General features: G+C 58.8%; 18 protein-coding genes and 1 tRNA gene. 10 read left to right on the top strand and 9 right to left on the bottom strand.

Going from position 1 to position 23,490, the window contains the following annotated elements:
* The first annotated feature begins 55 nt into the window (after window positions 1–55).
* Genes ACXPUX_RS04615 through ACXPUX_RS04595 form a run of 5 tightly spaced genes read left to right on the top strand, consistent with a single transcriptional unit; the run spans window position 56 to window position 5,281 of the window.
* On the top strand, window positions 56–550 hold the full coding sequence (locus ACXPUX_RS04615) for a GGDEF domain-containing protein (protein WP_458830375.1): 495 nt from the start codon (window positions 56–58) through the stop codon (window positions 548–550).
* On the top strand, window positions 547–1,692 hold the full coding sequence (locus tag ACXPUX_RS04610; RefSeq protein ID WP_458830373.1) for a glycosyltransferase family 2 protein: 1,146 nt from the start codon (window positions 547–549) through the stop codon (window positions 1,690–1,692). The genes ACXPUX_RS04615 and ACXPUX_RS04610 overlap by 4 nt, the downstream gene beginning before the upstream one ends.
* Window positions 1,693–1,707: 15 nt before the next feature.
* On the top strand, window positions 1,708–2,820 hold the full coding sequence (locus ACXPUX_RS04605; RefSeq protein ID WP_458830372.1) for a glycosyltransferase family 1 protein: 1,113 nt from the start codon (window positions 1,708–1,710) through the stop codon (window positions 2,818–2,820).
* Between the two features lie 43 nt (window positions 2,821–2,863).
* On the top strand, window positions 2,864–4,243 hold the full coding sequence (locus tag ACXPUX_RS04600) for an O-antigen ligase family protein (protein ID WP_458830370.1): 1,380 nt from the start codon (window positions 2,864–2,866) through the stop codon (window positions 4,241–4,243).
* A gap of 18 nt (window positions 4,244–4,261) precedes the next feature.
* Window positions 4,262–5,281 (top strand): glycosyltransferase family 2 protein, encoded by a 1,020-nt coding sequence (locus ACXPUX_RS04595; protein ID WP_458830368.1) that lies wholly within the window; start codon window positions 4,262–4,264, stop codon window positions 5,279–5,281.
* Between the two features lie 74 nt (window positions 5,282–5,355).
* Here the strand turns inward: ACXPUX_RS04595 and ACXPUX_RS04590 are convergent, their stop codons facing one another.
* On the bottom strand, window positions 5,356–5,643 hold the full coding sequence (locus ACXPUX_RS04590) for a zinc-ribbon domain containing protein (RefSeq protein ID WP_005921120.1): 288 nt from the start codon (window positions 5,641–5,643) through the stop codon (window positions 5,356–5,358).
* 410 nt (window positions 5,644–6,053) lie between these two features.
* Window positions 6,054–7,250 carry an acetate/propionate family kinase gene (locus tag ACXPUX_RS04585; RefSeq protein WP_458830366.1) on the bottom strand — a complete coding sequence of 399 codons (1,197 nt, stop codon included), beginning with the start codon at window positions 7,248–7,250 and terminating at the stop codon, window positions 6,054–6,056.
* Between the two features lie 242 nt (window positions 7,251–7,492).
* On the opposite strand from ACXPUX_RS04585, the gene ACXPUX_RS04580 reads away from it, so the two are divergent.
* Complete coding sequence (locus ACXPUX_RS04580) at window positions 7,493–8,695, top strand: nucleotidyltransferase family protein (RefSeq protein WP_458830364.1); 1,203 nt, start codon at window positions 7,493–7,495, stop codon at window positions 8,693–8,695.
* A gap of 141 nt (window positions 8,696–8,836) precedes the next feature.
* Window positions 8,837–10,153 (top strand): NAD(P)-dependent oxidoreductase, encoded by a 1,317-nt coding sequence (locus ACXPUX_RS04575; RefSeq protein WP_458830362.1) that lies wholly within the window; start codon window positions 8,837–8,839, stop codon window positions 10,151–10,153.
* Between the two features lie 57 nt (window positions 10,154–10,210).
* Here the strand turns inward: ACXPUX_RS04575 and ACXPUX_RS04570 are convergent, their stop codons facing one another.
* A complete protein-coding gene (locus ACXPUX_RS04570; RefSeq protein WP_458830360.1) occupies window positions 10,211–11,491 on the bottom strand; it encodes a sensor histidine kinase in 1,281 nt (426 codons plus the stop codon).
* Window positions 11,488–12,201: a LytR/AlgR family response regulator transcription factor gene (locus tag ACXPUX_RS04565; protein ID WP_458831161.1), complete on the bottom strand. Its 714-nt coding sequence runs from the start codon at window positions 12,199–12,201 to the stop codon at window positions 11,488–11,490. Before ACXPUX_RS04565 ends, ACXPUX_RS04570 begins: the two co-directional genes overlap by 4 nt.
* Window positions 12,202–12,555: 354 nt before the next feature.
* On the opposite strand from ACXPUX_RS04565, the gene glpK reads away from it, so the two are divergent.
* A complete protein-coding gene (gene glpK / locus ACXPUX_RS04560; protein ID WP_458830358.1) occupies window positions 12,556–14,058 on the top strand; it encodes a glycerol kinase GlpK in 1,503 nt (500 codons plus the stop codon).
* A gap of 82 nt (window positions 14,059–14,140) precedes the next feature.
* Here the strand turns inward: glpK and ACXPUX_RS04555 are convergent, their stop codons facing one another.
* From ACXPUX_RS04555 to ACXPUX_RS04545, 3 genes are all read right to left on the bottom strand, one after another.
* Window positions 14,141–15,220 (bottom strand): HipA protein, encoded by a 1,080-nt coding sequence (locus ACXPUX_RS04555; protein WP_458830356.1) that lies wholly within the window; start codon window positions 15,218–15,220, stop codon window positions 14,141–14,143.
* Window positions 15,221–15,392: 172 nt separating this feature from the next.
* Window positions 15,393–15,468: transfer RNA gene (locus tag ACXPUX_RS04550), tRNA-Val, on the bottom strand.
* A 78-nt stretch (window positions 15,469–15,546) separates the two neighbouring features.
* Window positions 15,547–16,149, bottom strand: coding sequence for a TetR/AcrR family transcriptional regulator (locus ACXPUX_RS04545; protein ID WP_015537362.1), 603 nt, complete (start codon window positions 16,147–16,149; stop codon window positions 15,547–15,549).
* A 265-nt stretch (window positions 16,150–16,414) separates the two neighbouring features.
* Here ACXPUX_RS04545 and ACXPUX_RS04540 point away from each other — a divergent pair, with 265 nt between their 5' ends.
* Together ACXPUX_RS04540 and ACXPUX_RS04535 are read left to right on the top strand one after the other, a co-directional pair.
* Window positions 16,415–18,514, top strand: coding sequence for an efflux RND transporter permease subunit (locus ACXPUX_RS04540; RefSeq protein ID WP_458830354.1), 2,100 nt, complete (start codon window positions 16,415–16,417; stop codon window positions 18,512–18,514).
* A gap of 6 nt (window positions 18,515–18,520) precedes the next feature.
* Window positions 18,521–20,431, top strand: a complete 1,911-nt coding sequence (locus tag ACXPUX_RS04535; protein ID WP_458830352.1) for a hypothetical protein — start codon at window positions 18,521–18,523, stop codon at window positions 20,429–20,431.
* Between the two features lie 108 nt (window positions 20,432–20,539).
* Here the strand turns inward: ACXPUX_RS04535 and murC are convergent, their stop codons facing one another.
* Window positions 20,540–21,925, bottom strand: coding sequence for a UDP-N-acetylmuramate--L-alanine ligase (gene murC, locus ACXPUX_RS04530; RefSeq protein ID WP_458830351.1), 1,386 nt, complete (start codon window positions 21,923–21,925; stop codon window positions 20,540–20,542).
* Window positions 21,926–22,106: 181 nt separating this feature from the next.
* The gene (gene coaBC / locus ACXPUX_RS04525; protein ID WP_458830349.1) at window positions 22,107–23,306 is read right to left on the bottom strand and encodes a bifunctional phosphopantothenoylcysteine decarboxylase/phosphopantothenate--cysteine ligase CoaBC; all 1,200 of its coding nucleotides are present in this window, start codon (window positions 23,304–23,306) and stop codon (window positions 22,107–22,109) included.
* Between the last annotated feature and the right edge of the window lie 184 nt (window positions 23,307–23,490).

Raw genomic sequence — 23,490 nt, 5'->3', positions numbered from 1 at the left:
TCCCAAATGTGAAATCCGCTCATGACAGAGATGCACTCTTTGCTTTTCACTTTATGTGGACAAAAAGACCGGCCTGCCCAACCGCGAAAAGCTCAATGTGTATATCACCGGCATGGCCGACCGCATCCTGCCGGAGGACTATACCTGCTTTGCCTTTCAGCTGGACAACCTGACCGAGATGAGCCGCCGCTTCGGCTACCATGTGGGCGACGGCATCCTGAAGGATTTTTCCGGTCTTTTGCAGCTGATGGGCGACACCGATGGCACGGTGGGCTACAACGGCGCGGGCAAGTTCCTCGCCTTCTTTGATGAGTGCAGCAGCCGGAAGGCAGAAGTCATGATCCGCATCCTGCAAAGTCAGGTGGATGAGTACAACAAGCTGAACCCGGAGTACCCCATCCTGTTCACCGCCGCATGGGCCACCTCCTCGGAGGATAACATCTACGATGTGCGGGAGCTGGTGCGCACGGCGCAGAAAAAGATGTCCCTGATCGCTGAAGAGAATATTCCCGTCTTTACACCTGCCGCTACTGAGAGAGGTGGAGCATGATCAGCAACCGACGCGCCTATCAATTGATCCACTGCCGCACCCGCAGCCGTCTGCTGGCAGGCGTTGCCGCCGTGTGCGGTGCACCGCTGCCGGACAGCACACAGTCCGACCGCGCCGCGCTGGCAGCGCTGTGCCCGAAGCCCGCAACGGAAAAGACCTGCCCGCCGCTGCCGCCGCAGGACCCGGCGGTGACCCTTTCGGTCATCGTGCCGGTATATAACGGCGAAGCCACCATAGGCCCTTGTCTGGACAGCATTTTGCAGCAGGACACCGGCTGCACCGTACAGCTGATCGTGGTGGACAGCGATTCCACCGACGGCACAGCCGCCGTGCTGGAACGCTACCGGACACAGCCCGGAGTGGTGCTGTGCAATTGCAGCGCACCCCGCAGCGCCGCTGCCGCCCGCAATGAAGGGCTGCGCCATGCCGTGGGGCGCTGGCTGATGTTCGTGGACAGCGATGATCTGTTATTGCCCGGTGCCATCCGCACCCTGCTGGAGGCCGCGCAGCGCCTTGACGCCGATGTGGTGCAGGGCGGCTGGCAGTACCTGTACACCGATGGCGGCTACGGCCCGGTGCAGCGCTACCCGGCGGCAGTCTATACCGGAGCCGCCGCACCGGAGCGGTTCGAGCTGCCCGGGATGCCATGGGGCAAGGTGTACCGGCGGGAGCTGTTTGCACAGATACGCTTTCCGGCCTACTATACCTGCTTTGAGGATGCCATCATCCATTTTCTGGTGTTCCGGCAGGCAAAAAGCGTGGCCTCTGTGCCCGAGGTGGTCTATCTGTGGCGCAAAAACCCCAAGGGGCTTACCGCGAACAGTCAGCACCGCCCTGCCGCCGTGCAAAGCTATTGGATCATAGAGCAGCTGCTGGCACAGGATGCTGCGCTGGGTCTGCCCCACGATGCACTGTACCGTTGCAGCCTGACGCTGCAGCTTTCGGCTTTCTGCTATGTTACCGTATCCGGTCTGCCGCCGGAAACGCAGCAGGCGGTTTTCCGACTGTGCTGCGCTTTGTACGCTAAGGCGCTGCCGCAGGAGGGCGCACTGCCCTGCCGTGCCCGCTGGGGTGCCCGCGCCCTGCGGCAGCAGGACTTTGGGCTGTGGTGCCGCTACGGCAGAAGCTTTCAGTTGTTATAAGGTAAGGAGTACCCCATGATACGAGTGCTGCATTCGGTCAGCAATATGGACCGCGGCGGGATCGAGACCATGCTGATGAACTACTACCGGCATATCGACCGCGAAAAGGTCCAGTTTGATTTTATCGTCAACAAGAAAAAGCCCGGCGACTACGACGACGAGATCCGCCGTCTGGGCGGGCATATCTACCAGAGCCCGGGGCTTGACCCGCTGCATTACCCGGCGTATCTGCGCTTTGTGCGGCAAACCGTAGCCGCAGACCCCCGCATCCGCATCCTGCACGCCCACAACGAGGCCATGGGGCTGTACGCCCTGAAGGGCGCGGAAAAGGCGGGGCTGCCCGTGCGCATTGCCCACGCCCATAATATCTGGATCGTCCGGGACTACAAGTGGCCGCTGAAGATGCTCTGCAAGCGGCTGCTGCCCGGCGCAGCCACCCACCTGTGGGCCTGCGGGCGGGACGCGGGCATCTACTACTTTGGCAAAGCAGACTGGGAGCGTTGGGGACAGATCATCCCCAACGCCATCGAGCCGGAGGCCTTCCGCTTCTCCCCCGCCGTCCGTGCCGAAATGCGGGCGCGCTACGGGCTGGAGGACCGGGTGGTGCTGGGTCATGTGGGGCGCTTTGATATCCGCAAGAACCACGAGCGTCTGTTGGAGATCTTTGCCGCCTTTTTGCAGCTGGAGCCCCGGGCGATGCTGGTGCTCATCGGCACCGGCAGGCTGGAACCGGCTGTCCGCGCACAGGCGCAGGAACTGGGCATCGCAGACCATATCCTGTTTGCCGGGCTGCAAAGCAATGTGGCAGACTGGTACCAGCTGATGGATCTCTTTGTCATGCCCTCCCGCTTTGAGGGTCTGCCGGTGGTTGGCATCGAGGCGCAGGCCTCCGGGCTGGGGTGCGTATTTTCGGACGCAGTGCCGGAGGAGGTGCTGCTTTCGCCCCATGCCATCCAGATCCCGCTTTCTGCCAGCAATGCGGACTGGGCGGCAGGCTTGCAGCGGATGCTCCAACAGCCCTGTGACCGCTCTGCCGGTGCAGAGCTGATCCGGCAGGCAGGCTACGATATCAACATCGCCGCCGCCCGCTTGCAGCAGCAGTACTTGCAGCTGGGCGGGGAGGCGTAAGTCACCTGCGGGAACACCCGCTACAAAAGGAGAGCCCTTTTTCATGCGCACACTGGATCAGATCCTGACCAAAAAGGATTACAGCCGGAAAACTCCGGCCTCTTTGTTTTATAAGGACAGCCCGCTGTGGCAAAAACTGCTGACCATCGGCTGCGTGTTCTTTCTGACCGGAGCAGGGTTGGGAGAGTGGAAGCCCATCAACACCACGCTGGGTGGCCTTCCCAAGGCCATCTCTCTGGGAGTGATCGGGCTTGCGGTGCTATACACTCTGTTTTACCCGGACGAAACACGCCTCCGGGAGATCTGGAAGCCTACCCTGCTGTATATGTCCCTGATGGCGGCACTGTTTTTCTGGTCGATGGTCATCTGGATCAAAAGCTTTGCTGCGGTGTCCTCCATGATCCGCAGCTGCTCCAAGCTTGTGTTCCAGAGTATTGCCATCCTCACTGCCGTGGCGCTGGTCTATCTGTTCCGGGAAAAGGCAATTGAGCTGTTTACCATCAGCATCTGTATTACCAATGGTGCCATCATGCTGCTGTGCATTCCCGACTATGGCGTTGCCGCCAGCATCCAGTCTCTCGTTACCTGTCTGGTCACCTTCGGCGAGGCAGTCGGCTACGCCAGACAGTTGGAGATTCACGACCTGACCTTTGTGTTCGGGCAGATGATTTTGTATTACGCCGTCTTTGCGCCCCATTCCACCCTGCAGGAAAAACGCAAGCGTCGGCGGTATCTGCTGCTCTGCTGCTGGTTTTTTCTGGTCGGCATGAAGCGCATCGCCATCCCGGCAGTGATCCTGTTCATCTTGATTGCTCTGCTTCTCCGCAAACGCAAAGTCCCCAGCTGGTTTTACCCGGCAGTGGGCGGGTTCTGCATCCTGTTTTTTCTGGCGTTCCTCTATTGTGTGCGCAATGGTATCATTACAGCGCTTCTACTGCGCTTTGGCATCAATATGATGGGGCGGGACTACCTGTGGAGCATGGCGAACCCCTACTATGAATTTTCCATCACCTATCTCGGCCACGGCTTTGAATATGTGGATACCATCATTGCCCAGTGGTACAACGCGGGACTCATCAACCACCCCTATCCCTTCCATAACGACATCCTGAAGGTCTTTGTAGAGGTAGGATTTCCCGGCTTTCTGCTCTGGTCCGGCATCCAGTATGTTCTGACCCCGCTGTTCTGGCAGCGCTATGCAGACCAAGAGACCACGTTGCTGTATCTGTCCGAGCTAGGCTATATGACGGTGACCTACCTGACCGATAATACCTCCTTTTATTTCTGGAGCACGATGGCGCTGCGTCTGGTGACGTTTGCCTATGCCATGGAGCGCAAAAAGCCTCCAGAGCCCAAGGTGTGGATGCCGGACAGTCGGCAGGAGATGCGGGACCGCATCCGTATTCTGATGAAGGAAGTGTGACGGCAAGGAGTGAAAACAATGCCCTGTATCTCGTTTATACTACCCATTTATAATATGGAACGCCTGCTGCCCCGGGCGCTGCGCTCGCTGCGGGCGCAGACTCTGACCGACTTCGAGGCCATCCTCATCAACGACGGCTCCAAGGACGGCAGCGCCGCGCTGTGCGCACAGGCTGCTGCCGAGGATGCGCGGTTTCGCTTTATCGACCAGCCCAACGGCGGCGTAGCCGCTGCCCGCAACGCGGGTCTGGATGCCGCCCGGGGAGAATGTATTTTCTTTCTGGACCCAGACGACTGGGTGGAACCGGACGCCGCAGAGGTGCTGTACCATGCCGCCCGGAATGCGGATGCAGACTGCGTGCAGTTTGGGATGTTTTACGACACCTGCGATGAAAACGGAAAGCTGCTGCACTCTGAGACCGACCACTGTACCTTTTCCGGCGTGTATCGGGGTGAGCCCTTCAAGGAGCATTTTGACGAGATGGCGTCCTCGTATCTGGTCATCAACAAGCTGTTCCGCCGGGCATTTCTGGAGCAGTACCATCTGCGCTTTCCCTGCCATCAGCTTGGGGAGGACGGGCTGTTCTATGTAGCGTTCTATCGCCAGAACCCCGGCTGTCTGGTAGGGTTGGAAAAGCCGCTGTATCACTACACGATCGCCCGGCAGGGCAGTCTGTCCAACCGCTATCACCCGGAGCGGCTGGAGGATAACTTCTACCTGAGCGATGCGGTGTGGGACACCGTTGCCGCATGGGGCTTGCAGGACAGCCCCATGCACCGCGCAAAGGCCAACTACTGTACCGTCCGCGACCTGATGATGGGGATCAAGAATCTTGGGTGCAGCCCGCTTTCCCTCACCGAGCAGACTGCCTGGCTGCGCAACGCCCTGCAAAAGCCCCGGGTGCGCACCGCTGTGCGCAGTACCCCGCTGCACACCATGCAGAGCCGGAACGACTGGGTAAAGCTGTTGCTGCTCAAGCTGCGGCTGTACCGCACAGTGCTGCTGCTCTCGGGCGCAAATCAGCGCAAGCATCCCTGAAGAGAAATGCAAAAAGCCCCCGCTGCCGACTGGCAGCGGGGGCTTTGTTACCGATTTAAATTAAAAATCAGCGCTTAGTTCTGCTTCATGCGAGCGAAGCAGTCAGAGCAGTAGACCGGACGGTCCTCACGGGGCTGGAAGGGGACCTTGCAAGCCTTGCCGCAAGCTGCGCAGACAGCATCGAACATCTGACGCTCACCGCTGTTGCTGCGTGCACCGCCGTTCTTGCGGGCGTCACGGCAGGGCTTGCAGCGCTGAGGCTGGTTCTCGAAGCCGCGAGAAGCGTAAAACTCCTGCTCACCGGCAGTCCAAACAAATTCCTTACCGCAGTCCTTGCAGACCAGAGTCTTGTCTTCAAACATAGTAGTATCTCCTCTTTAGTTAGTTCTTGCCCACGGAAGGATTGTAACCATACCTTTGGTTTTGGGACCATCGCGCTGATCAGTAAGCTTACCAGGGGCTTGAATAGATAAACGCCCTCGGATTGAGGACTTTCCTATTGTACCGTTATTTTTGAGATTTGTCAACCAAAAAACAACCGTTCGCCTTTTTATTTGTACACATGGCACAAACCGACAGCGGATATTTGGGTAAAATCACCGCCTTAAGATGGAAAAGCGGCGTGCCGCACAGGTTTTGTGCAGCGGCAGATAATTTATGATTTGTGGTTCAGAAACACCTGCGGGTGTTTCTGAACCACTTTTTTCACACAAACAAAAGGGGCTGCCGCACACTCTGTGCAGCAGCCCCTGCAAAGCCCTTTGGGAAAAGCTTACTTCTCGATAACTTCCTTGGTGTCGCGGGCGATCATCAGCTCCTCGTCGGTAGCAATGACCAGCGTGCGCACCTTTGCGCCCCAAGCGGTGATCTCGCACACATCGCCAATGGGGTGCTTGTTCTTCTCGGTGTCGATGCGGATGCCCAGCCAATCCATGTGGTGGCAGATCTTTGCACGGGCAATGGCATCGTGCTCGCCGATGCCGCCGGTAAAGACGATGGCGTCCACGCCGCCCATGGCTGCAATGTAGCTGCCGATGGTCTTTTTGATCTGGTAGTTCAGCATATCGGAAGCCAGCTGTGCGCGCTTGTTGCCGGCCTCGGCAGCCTCTTCCACATCACGCTTGTCGCTGGAAACACCGGAGATGCCCAGCAGGCCGGACTTCTTGTTCAGGATCTCGTCCAGCTCGTGGCCGGTGATGTTCAGGGTGTACTTCAGGTAGTTGACCACAGAGGGATCCAGGTCGCCGCAGCGGGTGCCCATCATCAGGCCGGCCAGCGGGGTCATGCCCATGGAGGTATCCACGACCTTGCCCTGATCGACTGCGGCAATGGAAGAACCGTTGCCCAGATGGCAGGTGATCAGCTTCAGGCGCTCAATGGGCTCCTCCAGGTACTCGGCTGCCTTGTAGGCAACGTACTTGTGGCTGGTGCCGTGGAAGCCGTAGCGGCGCACGCCGTACTTCTCGTAGTACTCGTAGGGGATGGCGTACATATAAGCCTTCGGCGGCATGGTGCTGTGGAAGGCGGTGTCGAACACAGCCACCATGGGAATGTTGCCGAACACCTTGCGGGCAGCCTCGATACCCAGAATACCGGCGGGGTTGTGCAGAGGAGCCAGCGGGCTCAGCTCACGCAGGGTGTTGATGACTTCATCGGTGATCAGGCAGCTGCTCTTGAACTTCTCGCCGCCGTGCACGACGCGGTGGCCGATGGCGTCGATCTCGCTCACGTCATTGATGCACTTGCCTGCACCGGTGGTCATCTTCTTCACGACCTCGGCAAAAGCCTCGGTGTGGGTGGGGAAGATCGCCGGGGTGGTAGCTTTGGTGCCGTTGGCCTCGTGAGTGATCATGCTGCTTTCCATGCCAATGCGCTCGCACAGGCCTTTGCACAGCACCTTCTCGCCGTCCATATCGATCAGCTGATACTTCAGGGAAGAAGAACCGCAGTTAATAACCAGAACCTTCATCTGTGTTGCCTCCTGAAAATTTTTGTACCGTCCGCAACGTGAAAAACCTGCGAACAGAATTTTACAGATTCCTATGTTTATTATATAATAGGGATAGCGGCTTTTCAAGGCGCAACCCGGGCAAAGCGGTAAAACTTGTGTACAAGGTTTTTGTACATCCTGCCCACAAATCCCGGAAACGGCAGGGTTTTTCTGTATATACGATATAAATTTAACAATCTTTTTGCAAAAGGAGCAGTTCCATGAAGTTTGCAGGCATCATTGCGGAGTACGACCCCTTCCACAACGGCCACGCATGGCAGCTGGCACAGGCGCGGGCGCTGGGGGCGCAGCGGGTGGCTGTTGCCATGAGCTGCGGGCTTACCCAGCGGGGCGCGCTGCCGCTGCTGCCGGAACCGGTGCGGGTGCAGGCGGCACTGGCCTGCGGGGCAGACCTTGTGTTTGCCCTGCCCGCGCCCTGCGCCTGCGCCGGTGCTGAGGCTTTTGCCCGGGCGGGGGTGCGCATTCTGGCTGCTGCCGGGTGCGATGCGCTGGTCTTTGGGGCAGAGACCCCGGATACCGCTCTGCTGCAAAAAGCCGCCCGGGTGCTGTGCAGCGAGGCATACCGCACCGCGCTGAAACAGCAGCTTGCCGCCGGGGCGCGCAGCTTTGCCGCCGCCCGGCAGGCGACGGTACAGGCGCTGTGCCCGGGGTCAGACGTTGCCGCACTGCTGGACAAGCCCAACAATAATCTTGCCGTAGAGTATTGTAAGGCCATCATAGAACAAAATGTAGAAATGCAGCCCATCGCTCTGCCCCGGCAAGGGGCAGACCACGGGCAGGCACTGACCGAAAGCGCTCACGCCGCCTTTGCCAGCGCCAGCGCCCTGCGGGCGCTCTGGGCGGAGGGCAGCGCGGCGGCACTGGCACCCTATGTACCGGAAAAGGCGCTGGAACTGTATAAACAGGCAGAATATAACGGAAAGTATACGGATTTTGCAGTCATGGGGCACTGCGAGCTGGCACTGCTGCGGGCTGCCTGCGCAGAGCCAGCCCCCTTTGCTGCGGTGCGCGGGGTATCCGAGGGGTTGGAGCACCGGCTGGAAAACGCCGTGCGGGAGACTGCAAGCCTGCCCGCTTTGCTGGACGCCCTGACCACCGTGCGCTACCCCCGGGCACGGATGCGGCGGCTGGCGATGGATGCGGCGCTGGGCTACACCGCCCAGACTCCGGCGCTGCCACCCTACCTGCACCTGCTGGGTGCGCGCAAGGAGGCTCTGCCCCTGCCCGGGGAGACGGCGCTGCCGCTGTCCCACTCGCTGGCGCGGCTGTCGCGGGAAAACGAACTTTGCGCCCAAATGGCTGCTGCCCAGAGCAGAGCCAGTGACCTCGGTGCGCTGTGCCGGGCAAAACCGGAGCCGATGGGCGGGATATATCGTCAAAAAATTATCTTTTTGACGAATTGACAAAAAATAACGTGAAAAATTTTATATTGTGCCCTCTTGTATCCGGCGCAGTTCGGGTGTATGATTAAAGCAATGCAATGTTGGATACAACGAGCCTGTAAAAAACGACTGTCCCCGCAGGGGAAACACAAGGAGGAACCCATGGCACTTCATGTTCTGGACGAAGCCAACCGCTGCCTCGGCTGCAAAAAGCCGATGTGTCAGGAGGGCTGCCCCATCCACACCAATATCCCGGAGGTCATCCGTCTGCTCAAGGCAAACCAGATGGATGATGCAGGCCGGATGCTGTTTGAAAACAACCCTCTGACCACTGTATGCAGTCTGGTGTGCAACCACGAAAAGCAGTGCGAGGGTCACTGCATCCGCAACCGGATGCCCAGCCACGACCCCGTGCACTTTTCCATCATCGAAGACTATATCTCCACCACCTACGCCAACAAGATGACCGCAGGCCCCGCCCCGAAAAACGGCATGAAGGCCGCTGTGGTGGGCTCCGGCCCGGCAGGCCTGACCATCGCGGTGCTGCTGGCACGCTGGGGCTATGATGTGACCATCTTTGACGCCCGGGATAAGATCGGCGGCGTGATGCGCTACGGCATCCCCAACTACCGCCTGCCGGACAGTGTGCTGGACGATTTCCAGTACCGCCATCTGGAGCTGAAGGGCATCAAGGTGCGCCCCAACACCACCATCGGCAAGACCATCACCATCGACGATTTGTTCCGCGACGGCTACAAGAGCGTGTTCATCGGTGCCGGTCTGTGGAAGGCCAACGCCATGCACATCAAGGGCGAGAGCCTTGGCAACGTGGCCTTTGGCATCGACTATCTGGCAAACTCCAAGGCCTTCCGTCTGGGCGATGATGTGGCCGTCATCGGCGTGGGCAACTCTGCCATGGACTGCGCCCGCACCGCCATCCGCAACGGTGCCCGCCACGTTACCTGCTACGCCCGCCGGGACGAAAGCTGCATCAGCGCCTCCGAGTACGAGGTCAGCTATGCCAAGCTGGAGGGCGTGGGCTTCCGCTTCTGCAAGGCACCGGTGGAGATCCGGGAGGATGGTCTGATCTGCCGCGACACCGTCAAGGGCGAGGACGGCAAGTTTACGCAGGTGGAGGGCAGCGAGACTTTGTACCCCCACACCGGCGTCATCGTGTCGGTCAGTCAGGGCTCTGAGAGCAACCTCGTCAAGACCACGACCGGCATCGAGACCAACCAGAAGGGTCTGCTGAGCGTCAGCGAGGATGGCCGCACCACCCGCGAAGGCGTATTTGCCGGCGGCGACGCCGTCATGGGCGCACGCACCGTGGTGGAGGCTGTGGCTGTTGCCAAGAAGGTAGCCGTGGCCATGGACGAATATATGAAGAGCCTGCCCGCCGACACCGCTGCCGACCCCTATGCCGACATCCCGGTGTTCCAGACCCCTACCTCTGACGTGCTGGCAAAGCAGCAATTATAATAAATAGTAAGGCGGGAAGCTTCGCCGACCTTCCCGCCTTACTATTATTTTTATAACTTATAACATTACCCGCAGGGTGAACTGCCCGTCCTTGGCGGCAAAGCTGGTCAGGCCGCCGTACCGCTCCGAGATGGCGCAGATGCTGCGCACTCCAAGCCCATGGCCGGTGCGGTCAGTGACCGGGATGCCCTCCCGGAACTGCACGTCCGGCAGACAGCTGTTGGTGATCTGCAAAAACAGCTTTTTCCCCTTTTCGTGCCCGGTGGTCTCAATAAAAGCCCCCTGCCCTGCTTCGCGGCAGCGCACGGCGGCGTGCAGGGCGTTTTCCAGCGCGTTGGAAAGCAGCACGCACAGGTCGCTCTCCGAGACCGGCAGCGCCTGCGAGATGCCCGCCTGCACGGTGAACTGCACCCCGGCCTTGGCGGCGCGGTCAGCAAAGACAGAAAAGATCAGGTTCGCCGCCTCGTTTTCGCAGTAGGCGGTCACCTTGCCGGCTTCGATCTCGCTGCACACGCTGCGGATGTAGCCCAGCGCCTGTTCGGTGCGGCCGTTCTCGATGCAGCCCGCCAGAAACTGCATATGGTGGCGCAGGTCGTGGCGGTAGGTACTGGCACGCTGCTGGGAAAGGCGCAGCGCCTCGATCTCGCGCATGGCCTGCGTGACCTGCAGATTCAGGCTGGTCTGTAACTGCTCCATCTGGATGCGCTGCCGCTCCACCCGGGAAGCGCGCAAAATGGAGCACAGAAAGGCCGCGCAGCACACAAAGAACATGAATTCCACCGCCGCCGGGTTCGCCTCGGACAAAAGGCTGGTGTAGACATGGGTGATGTAATCAAAAAGATAGCTCACCAGCGGCACAACGCCGAACTGGCACTGCACCGAGGCCGGGTAGTGGGAAAGCCGCCGCATGGAGGGCGCAAGGAACCGGATGAACAACAGCAGCAGCGGCAGGGTGAACAGCAGCTCTGCCACCGGCTGCACCAGCGGATGCTGCGGGAAGAACAGCGCCACCGCCAGCGCCGTCCAGCGCCGCACCTGACAGCACAAATAAGCTGTGAGCACCGCCACCAGCGGCCATACCTTCTGTCCGCTGAGCAGCACCAGCACGACATACAGCGGCAGGTGGGTGATAAGTGGGTAAAGGTACTGGGCAGCCGTGGGACTGGCACCAAAGTAGAAGATGCCCTGCAACGCCAGCAGCCCGGCGGTGCAGCCCGCCAGCGCCCAGCGCTTTTTGTCCGTCCAGCGGATGGGGCAGAACGCCGCACTGAGCAGGATGCCGAAGATGCCCACCGCTGCGCCGTCCAGCAGCTCCAGCAGTGCCCCCGGGGCGGTCACAGGACGACCTTCTTTCCCGCAAAGGAGTACTCCAGATACTGGTCCCGCACGGCGGTAAAGCGCCCGTGGGGCAGCGGCACCTCGGCAAGGCTTTCCATGGTGATGCTTTTGGCGGTGATGTTCTGGATGTATTCCATGTTTACCAGATAGGAGCGGTGCGGGCGCAGAAAGCCCGGGTAATCTGCCAGCTGCCGCGCCAGCTCATCCATGCTGCCGCTGCTCTCGATGACAGTGCCGTCCAGCAGATGGAACACCAGCGTGCGCCCCTGCACCTCGCAGTATTCCAGACTGTCCAGCGTAATGCGGGTCACGCCGCTTTTGCAGCGCAGGATCAGGCTGTGCTGGGTGCGCTTGCGGCACTCGGCCAGCACGGCATCGGTAAGGCGGAAAAAGCTGTCCTTCCAGATGGGCTTGAGCTGGTAGTAGTAGGCGCCTACCACATAGGACTGTACGGCAAATTCCGACGAAGAAGTGACAAAAATGATCTGCACCGCCGTGTCGTACCGGCGGATCTCCCGGGCGGCGTTGATGCCGTTGATGCCGGGCATGAGTACATCTAAAAGCAGCACGTCAAAGCGCACCCCGGCCTCGATATCTGCCAGAAGCTCCGTGGGCTTTGTATAAGGGAACAGTTCCAGCTGCGCCCCCCCGCAGGGTGCGGTACTGCTCCAGAAAATCCTGCATCTGATGCAGCAGCGCGGCATTGTCATCACAGAAAGCGATCCTGGTCATAGCAAAGAAATCCTTTCCGAACAAAAAAGTCTACCCCTTAACGATACCACATCCGCGCCGTTTCGTCACGTCTTTTTCGCAAATTTGCAAGCTTTTTACATCCCCGGCAGCTGCATTGCACCCCTATTCGGCAGAGTGTTCAACGGCAGGGCGGCCCCCTTGTGCAGAACGTCTAAAAATCGCGCTGAAGCTTGTATTTTGCCTGCGGAGCGTGTACAATAAGCACAGAATATGTTTGCGCAGAGCAGGAGAGCGACAGACAGAGCAGATAGCTTTGTTTGTTGCGCTCTTTTTTGTTTTGCGCTTAAGCTTCAGAGCAAGGAGAGAAGATCATGAGCCAGACCAAATACATCCTCTCATTGGATCAGGGCACTACCAGCAGCCGGGCGATCCTGTTTGACAACGAGCAGAACATCGTCTGCGTCCAACAGCGGGAATTTGAGCAGATCTACCCCCATCAGGGCTGGGTAGAGCACAACCCTATGGAGATCTGGTCCAGCCAGTACGGCGTGATGAACGAGGTCATCGCCCAGAGCGGCGTAGACCCCAAGGACATTGCGGGCATCGGCATCACCAACCAGCGCGAGACCACCATCCTGTGGGACAAGAACACTGGACGCCCGGTATATAATGCCATCGTCTGGCAGTGCCGCCGCACCGCGCCCCTTGTGGACGAGCTGCTCAAAACCCCCGGCATGGCAGACTATATCCGGGAAAACACCGGCCTTGTGCCGGACGCCTATTTCTCTGCCACTAAGATCAAGTGGATCCTGGACAACGTCCCCGGTGCGCGGGAAAAGGCCGAGGCCGGGGAGCTTTTGTTCGGCACGGTGGACACCTGGCTGGTTTGGAAGCTGACCGGCGGTAAGGTGCACGTCACCGACCGCACCAACGCCAGCCGCACCATGCTGTACAACATCCGCACACTGGACTGGGACGACACCCTGCTCAAGGCACTGGACATCCCCCGCTGCATCCTGCCCAGCGTGAAGGACTCCAGCGAGGTGTACGGCTATACCAGCATTCAGGGCGTGGATGTGCCGGTGGCCGGTATTGCAGGCGACCAGCAGGCTGCGCTGTTCGGGCAGGGCTGCTTTAAGCCCGGCGATGTAAAAAACACCTACGGCACCGGCTGCTTTTTGTTGATGAACACCGGCAACAAGATCTACCAGAGCAAGAACGGTCTGGTCACCACCATTGCCATCAGCCTTGACGGCGAGGTGGAGTATGCGCTGGAAGGCTCTGTCTTTGTGGGCGGCGCGGTCATCCAGTGGATCCGGGACGGGATGCACCTCATTCAAGACAGCTGCGATTCCGAGTATTACGCCCAGAAGGTGCCGGACAACGGCGGGGTGTACATCGTGCCCGCCTTTACCGGTCTGGGCGCACCTTATTGGGATATGTATGCCCGGGGTGCCATTCTGGGCATTACCCGCGGCACCACCCAGAACCACATCATCCGCGCGGCCGAGGAATCCATCGCCTACCAGAGCGCCGACCTGATGTGGGCCATGGAAAAGGACACCGACATCACCATCAGCACCCTGAAGGTGGACGGCGGTGCCAGCCGCGACCACTTCCTGATGCAGTTCCAGTCCGACATCCTGAACAAGGAGGTGCTGCGCCCCGCCATCCGGGAGACCACCGCCCTTGGCGCGGCGTATCTGGCCGGCCTTGCCACCGGCGTGTGGAAGAGCCGGGAGGAGATCAGCCACCTGTGGAGCTGCAACCAGCTGTTTGAGCCCAAAATGGACGCCGTCCAGCGGGAAAAGCTGGTCAAGGGCTGGCACAAGGCCGTGGGCCGCAGTCAGGACTGGGCCGAGCACGAGGCGTAAGGCAAGAAAGCTTTTGACCGCATAACAGTATAATACCCCCGGCAGGCTGCCACCGTGATGGTGATAGCCTGCCGGGGGTTTGTTATGCCAGTATTTTGTCCAGCTGGAATTGCAGGATGCTGTCCAGCCGCTCCAGCCGTTCCGGGTCGATGGAGAGCACGGGGTGGCCGGTAAAATGGAACGTCCGCAGCTTTTCCAGATCGGCACGGATGCTGTCGGTCAGAAGTCCGCGCGCGGTTGCAATAAAATCAGTGCCAAGCCGCGGAGAACAGTGCCGGATGCACCATTCCGTATTTTTCAGCTGGTCGTTGTCCAAATCAAACAGCAAGCTGCGGTTGTTATCAAAAACGGGTGCCATTTTTTGGACTTGCAGCGTGTCGTTCTCGAACAGGACACCAAAGTTTCCGCTGTGCCGGTCGGTATTCAGGATAAGTGCATCCAGAATGCACATCCGCCGGAAGGCATCGCCGCTTCCAATGCCTTCAAAATAGTGCAGAAATCCGGCGATCGTCCGGTCTTTTGTCAGAACAGCGGCCTTGGCAAGGCCGTAGCGTTCGCTGGTGAAAAGGGCGCACTTGGAGATCAGCTCCCCGTGGTGGAAACCGAGGTCATAGACTGCCGCTCCCGGGCAAAGCGGGACTGCCAGCTGAGAAGCCAGATACTCCGACACCGGTTCCATGCCGAATACGCTGCCGGTCTTATACAGCTGAATGGTGTCCTTCTCCCGCACCCAGCATTTGGCGTACTGCCCGTCTGTACTGAACTCCGGGGAGGTGGACGAGAAGCTCGTGCTGGACACAGAACCGTCAAAAGCAGCCTGCGAGATCATCTCGTTGAAAGGGTTCTGATAAAGAGAAACGTCCCGCCATTGCAGGTCGGCATCTGCTGTCCTGACCCAGAAGGTATCGTTCAGTGACAGCGCATGGGTCACATTCAAATAGCCCTCCAGCGTATCGCAGCCGTATTCCTTCAGCAGCGCTGCAATGTGCGCCCGGTGCTTGGGCGCTTTGCGGCGCTCCAGAAAATCCGTCAGGTTCGTATAGCCGAAAGGCCGCTGCGCGGTGTACCAAAGATCTTCCTGTGCAGCGGTTTCCATGTACTCGTTCTGCTCGCAATGAAATGCAAGCCAGACGGTGTCCTTGTTCAGCAGGAGATAGTGCATCACGAAGCTCCTTTCGGTCAAAAGATGTTGCTGTATCCTTATTATAGCATGGATATCCTTCTTGCCAAGGTGGTTTTTGGCGCGGAAAGCTTTTTGCAGCTGGCGGGTGTACTGCCCTGCTCTGACAGGGCGCAACAAAAAAGCCCCTGACCTAAGTCAGAGGCTCTTGTTTTGGTGGACGGTACAGGACTCGAACCTGTGACCTCCTGCACGTCAAGCAGATGCTCTACCAGCTGAGCTAACCGTCCATGTCATATCGACTTGGATATTTTACCACAGCTTTTTGCAAAAAGCAAGACCTTTTATGCTTTTTATGCGTTCTTTTTTTACTTTTCCGGCGAAAGCGCCCGGCGGATGATATCGTACAGCACCGGCTTCATGGCGTCGATGTTGTCCGGCTTGCCCTCCAGAATGCTGGAATAGCATACCGACATACACATACTGCCAAGGGCGGTGATGCGCTGGTAGACCTCCCGTTCGGTGCGTCCGGCCATCTCCGGGCTGGAAAGCACGATGGCCAGCAGCTTGCGCATCAGGGGCTCGGCTTCCCTGCTGGCTTCGATCTGGTCCAGCCCAGGCCAGACGAAGTTGCGCTCCAAGAACCGCAGCACCAGCACGTCCTGCCGCAAAGCCTCGATGATATGGTCGATGACGAACACCACCTGTGCGGTAAAGTCGGGCAGCTCGGGGTGCTGCTCGACCGCAAGGCAGGCATCGCTCAGCAGCTGGTAGCTCACCCGCCCCAGCAGCGCCTGCATCACCGCGCCCTTATCCTGAAAATACAGATAAAACGTGCCTTTGCCCACCTTTGCCCGGCTGGTGATATCCTCCACGCTGGTCTTGGCGGTGCCCCGCTCCAGAAACAGCTCGTAGGCTGCATCCAGCAGGGCGCGGCGCTTTTCCTGCTTCTTCCCTTCCACGGTGCTCATGCTATGGGTAGATTCCTCTTTTCTCTGAATTTAGACGCAGGTATGTGCTGCGTCCGGTCTGCGTACCTTAGTTTAGCAGTCCTTGGCCGTTTGTGCAAGCCCGGTTTGCTATACAATTTTTTGCCGATGATAAAAAAACTGACTTTCAGTCACTTTTCCTGCTTGACACACTGTCCGGGGTGGATATAATAGTGTTTGCCCGGAAGATGACCGACAGTCAGTTTTGCGGACATTCCCAATCAACTTTCTATTCTGGAGGGTTCTCATGAAAAAGATCGCACAAGGCATCGTGCGTCTGCGCAAGCTGATCTTAACAGTGGCCGTGCTGCTGTTGATCCCTTCCGCGATCGGCGCCATTGCCACCCGCATCAATTATGACATCCTCACCTACCTGCCGCAGGATCTGGACTCCATGATCGGCGAGGTAACCCTTGAGGACGATTTCCATCTGGCCTCCACCGGTATGATCACGGTAGAGGGCCTGCCAACCAATGAACTCATCGCTATGAAAAAGGAGATAGAAGCCGTGCCCGGCGTCACCCAGACCTTCTGGCTCAGCGATGTGATCGACCCCAACATCCCCACCGCCATGCTGCCTGCCGATATGCAGCAGTTCATGTTCGGCAAGAACGATTCCACCATGCTGATCGTCCGCTTCGACGCACCCAGCGCCAGCGACGAGACTATGGATGCGGTCGCGCAGATCGAAAAGCTGCTGCGCAAGGACTGCTTCTTTGGCGGCTTGAGCGTCATTCTGCAGGACACCAAGGCGCTGGTCAATCAGGAAATGCCCATGTACATCCTGATCGCCGTGGGTGCCAGCCTGCTGGTGCTGTTCCTCTCGCTGGAAAGCACCCTCACCCCGCTGCTGTTCATGCTGGGTCTGCTGTTCCCCATCGCGTACAACTTCGGCACCAACATCTTTCTGGGGCAGATCAGCTACATCACCGAGGCTCTGGCCACCGTGCTGCAGCTGGGCGTTACAATGGACTTTTCCATCTTCCTGCTGCACCGCTATGAGGAAGAAAAGGAGCTGCGCTCCTCCAATGAGGAGGCCATGACCAGCGCCATCTGCAAGACTATGACCTCCATCTCCGCTTCCAGCCTGACCACCATTGCAGGCTTCCTTGCTTTGTGCGCCATGCGCCTGACGCTGGGCCGCGATATCGGCCTTGTCATGGCAAAGGGCGTGGCACTGGGCGTCATCTGCACCGTGGTCATCCTGCCTTCCCTGATCCTTACCTTTGATAAGTGGGTGGAAAAATACAAGCACCGCACCGTCATCCCCAAGCTGACCAAGCTGAGCTACTTTGTTTCCAAGCATTCCGTGCCCATCGTGGTCGTGTTTATCCTCATCCTCATCCCCTTTGCCATTGCGCAGAACAAGACCAGCGTGTACTACACCCTGTTCGATTCCCTGCCCCAGGACCTGACCGGCATCGTGGGCACCAACAAGCTGGGCGAGGACTTCGGCATGACCACCAGCCACTTTATTCTGGTGCATGACGATCTGACCGCTACGCAGGTGTCCGACCTGTGCGACGAGCTGAAGGAGGTGGACGGCATCACGCAGGTGATAAGTCTGGACTCCATTACCGGCCCCGGCTTTGACACCGAGCTGCTGCCCGACAGCGTGATGGAGATCCTGCAGTCCGGCGGCTACAAGCTGATTTTGGCCAACAGCTCCTACAAGACCGGCACGGATGCCATCAACAGCCAGCTGGACGAGATGATCGGTCTGGTCAAAAACGTAGATCCCGAGGGCGTCATCACCGGTGAAGGTGCTATGACCAAAGACCTGATCGAGGTTGCAGACGTGGACTTCAAGAACGTCAACGTCTGGTCTATCATGGCAGTTCTGGTCATCATCGCCATCTCCTTCAAGAGCATCTCCATTCCGGTGCTGCTGGTCGCCAGCATCGAAGCCGCTATTGCCATCAATATGGGCATCCCGTACTTTACCGGTACGCAGCTGCCCTTCATCGCCAGCATCGTCATCGGCACCATCCAGCTGGGCGCTACCGTGGACTACTCCATCCTGATGACCACCCGTTATCACGAGGAGCGCGCCTTTGGCCGCACCCCCAAGGAAGCTGCCCAGCAGTCGCTGGAGCATTGCAGCCAGTCCATCCTGACCAGTGGTCTGACCTTCTTCGCCGCGACGGTCGGCGTGGCTGCCATCAGCAAGATGGAGCTGCTGCGGAGCATCTGCCTGCTGATCTCCCGCGGCGCTCTGATCAGTATGCTGGTCATTCTGGTGGTGCTGCCCGCCGCCCTGATGCTGTGTGACTGGATCATCCGCCACACCACCCTGAAATGGATGGTACCTGAATCTGCCAACGCCAAGAAGTCTGAAAAGGAGTAATGCGTTATGAAAAAATCGCTTCGTTTCGCCAGTGCGGCGCTGGCAGTTGCCCTCGCCGCCAGCTGTGCAGCCCCGGCTTTTGCCGCAGGCGGCAGCAGCTTTACCAAGTCTGAGACCGTATACTCTGTGATGAACGCCGATGGCTCCATCCAGAGCACCACCGTCAGCGAGCACGTTTACAGTGCCTCCGGTCTGTCCAAGGTGACCGACCAGAGCACCCTGACCAACATCCAGAACACCGAGAGCAGTGCCGAGTTTACACAGGACGGCGAAAAGCTGGTGTGGAACACCGATGATACCGATGTGTATTATAAGGGTGACACGAACCGCGCCCTGCCCATTCAGGCTACCGTCACCTACGCACTGGACGGTCAGGAAGCCGCACTGGAAGATCTGATCGGCAAGAGCGGCCATCTGACCATGACCATCGCCCTGAAGAACAATGAGACCGGCACCGTGAACGTGAACGGCACCGACCGCACCATCGTCACCCCGCTGGTCACCGCTGTGGGCGTGATCTTCGGGCAGGATGCCACCAACGTGGTGGCTGCCCACGGTCTGGTGGAAAGCGCCGCCAAGAGCAATGTGGCTGCCTTTGTCACCCTGCCGGGCGTGAAGGACTCCCTGTCCGGTCTGCTGCCGGACGAGCTGGATACCATCGAGGACTATCTGCAGGACACCATCACGGTGGAAGCGGATGTCACTGAACTGACCTGCCCGCAGGTGATGATGGCCTGCGCCACCAGCGCTGCGGCTCTGGGCACTGACAATGTGTTTGACCTGAGCAGCCTCAACGACCTGACCGACGGCATCAACCAGCTGAACGACGCCATGAGCCAGCTGCTGGACGGCGCTTCTCAGCTGGAGGACGGTACCAGTCAGCTGGCCAGCGGTGTGCTGGCACTGCTGGACGGCGCTAACACCCTGAACAATGGTGCAGCCGCGCTGGACGAGGGTCTGGGGCAGCTGACCACCGGTCTGGACACCCTGAGCTCCAACAACAGCGCCCTGAACAGCGGTGCACAGCAGGTGGCTGACGGCGTGCTGGCTTCTGCCAACAAGACCCTGAAAGAGGGCGGCCTGATCGACACCGACATGACCTGGGATAACTACGCTGCGGTCATCGACAACATCCTGACCATCAACGACAAGACGCTGGCTGCCGGACGCCGCAAGATGGTGCGCACCATCTGGGAGCAGGCTCCCAGCTTCAAGGACAGCCAGCTGGATCTGGCGCTGTACCTTTCCGCTGCCAAGACGAACCACGATCTGGAGGCCGCTCTGCGCCTGATGCAGAACTACGACCCCTCCATGCTGTGCGGTCTGGTGCAGCTGCTGACCAGTCAGGAAGCCAAGGACACCGCCAAGACAGAGCTGAAGTATCAGGTGGAGAACAGTCAGGATATCGCGGATGTGCGTGCCCTGAAGGACAGCCTTTCCAAGATCCAGCTCTTTGTTTCCAGCGTGGGTCAGTACACCGCCGGTGTGCAGACCGCCGCAGACGGTGCACACTCTGCCAAGGACGGCAGCGCACAGCTTGCCGCCGGTACCAAGACTCTGTACGATGGCGTGAACACCCTGAACGAGGGCGCAAGCCAGCTGAATGACGGCACCCACCAGCTGAACGACGGTTTGAACCAGTTCAACGAGGAGGGCATCTCCAAGCTGACCGGCGCACTGGATCAGGATCAGCTGCACGGTCTCAAGACTGTGCTGGACGAGATGACCGACCGGCTGGAAAACTACACCAGCTTTGCCGGTGCCCCCGAGGACGCCGAGAGCAGTGTGAAGTTCATCTACAAGACCGCCGAGACCGTGGCCTCTGCCGACAACGTTGTGGCCGAGACCGAGACGGTGAAGGAGGGCAACATCTTCACCCGCCTGTGGCAGCGCATCGTGGACCTGTTCAAGTTCTGATAATGCCAACATCCTTCCAGAATCGTAGATAGAAATACAGAAGCGCCCCGCAGCCATTCGGCTGCGGGGCGCTCCCTGTTTTTATAATTATTTAAATCAGTTTACTGCTTACTGATCCTTTTCCACCATCATCTTGCTGGCTTTATAGATATCGCCGCAGCCGAGGGTGATGACCAGATCGCCGGGCTGGGCGTTCTGCTTGACCCAGTCGGCGGCTTCCTGCAGGCTGTTCACCAGCACAGAGCCGGGGATCTGCGCGGCCAGCTTTGCGCTGGTAATGGTGGGGTCATTGGGCTCGCGGCTGCCCATGATGGGGGTCAGCACCGTGATATCCGGGATCTTGAGCACATCCACAAAGTCGTTGAACAGCATCTTGGTGCGGCTGTATGTAAACGGCTGGTGGACGGCGATCAGGCGCTTGTAGCCCATTTCTTTGGCGGTGTTCAGGGTGGCGCGCAGCTCGGTGGGATGGTGGGCGTAGTCGTCGATGACCAGCGCACCGTTGCACTCGCCATACACCTCAAAGCGGCGGCCTGCACCCTTGAAGTTCAGGGCAGCTTCGGCGCACTGCTCTGCGCTCAGGCCCACAAAGCGACACACGGCGCACATGGCCAGTGCATTATAAATATTGTGGCGGCCGGGCACGGACAGGCGGATGCGGGTGGTTTCGGTCGTATTCCACTCTTTCAGGTCGAACTCGAAGAAGCCGGGCTTATACTCGTTGACGTTGACAGCGCGGTAGTCGCCGTGGTTGTCGATGGCAAAGGTGCGCACCCGGCGGTCCAGCGTGTACATCACGTCCATGGTGTTCTTGTCATCGGCGTTGGCAAAGATCATGAACTGGGTCATCAGGGCAAAGCGCTTGAAGGCGAACTTCAGCTCGCCCATGCTGCCGTAGTAGTCCAGATGGTCGTTGTCGATGTTCAGCACCACGGACAGGTAGGGAGTCAGCTTCAGGAAGGTCTCGGCGAACTCGCAGGCCTCGATGACGATATCATCGCCCTTGCCGGCCTTGCCGTAGCCGTTGATGAGGGGCAGCTTGCCGCCGATGACGGCAGAGGGGTCGCGCCCTGCCAGCTCCAGCGCGGTGGTGATCATGGAGGTGGTAGTGGTCTTGCCGTGGGTGCCGGACACGCAGATGCTCTGCTTGTACAGGCGGCTCACATAGCCCAGCAGCACGCTGCGCTCCACGGTGGGGATGCCATAGGAGGCAGCTGCGTTCAGCTCCACGTTGTCCTTGGAGATGGCGGCAGAGTACACCACCATGTCCGCGCCGACAACGTTATCCGCATTGTGGCCAAGGCTGACCTTCACGCCCATCTCCCGCTCGTAGCGGATGATGCTGCCGTCCAGCACATCGCTGCCGGACAGCTCGTAGCCCTTGGCGGCCAAAATCTGGATCAGCGGATACATTCCGCTGCCGCCGCAACCGATAAAGTGGATCTTTTTCACATTGTCCAGCAGATGCTGGCTATAATCCGAGTACATGAACATAGTAAGGCTCTCCTCCAAATATTAACGGCTGCAGCGCAGACCGATTCCTTCCAAACATGGGGACACATTCTTATTATATAATTTTTGCAGCATAAAATAAACAGGTAAGGCCGAATTTTCGGAAAGAACCATAAAGTTTTAGTGAATTTTGTGATATGTGTACAACAAAATCCCGGTAGTATTACTTTTTTGCCCGCCGCCGCAGGATCTCGTCCAGAATGGCATCGGCCACGTCTGCCTTGCTCATCAAAGGCAGCTCCCGTGTGCCGTCCGGGGTGATGAAGGTGACCACGTTGGTGTCCACCCCAAAGCCTGCACCGGCCACCTTGAGGTTGTTTGCCACCACCATGTCCAGATTTTTCTTGGCAAGCTTTGCGGAAGAGTTTTCCACAAGATCCCGAGTCTCCATGGAAAACCCGCACAAAAACTGGTGGGTCTTGCGGGGGCCGACGGTGCCAAGGATATCCTCGGTGCGCTCCACCGGGATGGAAAGGTCGCCTTCCTTCTTTTTGATCTTGTCGTCTGCCACAGTGGCGGGGCGGTAGTCCGCCACAGCAGCCGCCATGATGAGCACATCGGTGGTGTCAAAGCGGTCAGTCACCGCCTCGTACATCTGCCGGGCAGTGGTCACCGGTACATCGGTGGTAAACCTAACCGGCGGCAGCGCGGTCTGCCCGTGGATCAGAGTCACTTCGGCGCCCCGCATGGCGGCGGCGCGGGCAAGGGCGTAGCCCATCTTGCCGGTGGAGTGGTTGGTCAGGTAGCGCACCGGGTCCAGCGCCTCCTGCGTGGGGCCGGCGGTCACTGCGATGCGCAGCCCTGCCAGATCCTTCGGGCGGGCAATGGCGTGCAGGATGTGCTCGATCAGCACCTCCTCCTTGGGCAGGCGTCCGCTGCCCACATCCTTGCAGGCCAGCACGCCGCTTTCGGAGGGGATGACGGTAAAGCCGTACCGCTCCAACGTGGCAAGGTTATCCTGCGTGATGGGGTTTTCCAGCATGCCGGTGTTCATGGCGGGAGACACAAGCTTTGGACACTTTGCAGCCAGCACTACGGTGGTAAGCATATCGTCCGCAATGCCGTGCGCCATTTTGGCGATGACGTTGGCGGTGGCAGGGGCTACAAGGATCACATCTGCCTTTTTTGCCAGCGAGATGTGGGTGACCTCAAACTTGAAATCCCGGTCAAAGGTGTCCACCATGCACTTGTGGCCGGTCAGGGTCTCAAAGGTGAGAGGGGTGATGAACTGGGTGGCGTTTTTGGTCATGATGACCTCCACATCCGCCCCCAGCTTGCGCAGTGCACTGGCCACGTTGGCCATCTTATAGGCGGCAATGCCGCCGCTCACGCCCAGCAGGACGCACTTGCCGTTCAGATCCATGGTTCGTTTACCTCCCGGAAAAACAGTTCTTTTCCACATATCTTACCTTAGTATAATGCAAAACTTCCACCAGCACAACAAAATCTTTGCCGGGAACTTGTATCCGGCGCAAAAATGCGGTAAAATACGCTTGACAAAGAGCAAACCGGTTCTTTTCTTTTACTTTGAAAAGGAAAACAGAATT

It is taken from the genome of Faecalibacterium sp. PGM34, assembly GCF_054456555.1.
This window is presented reverse-complemented; position numbering and strand designations above follow the sequence as displayed.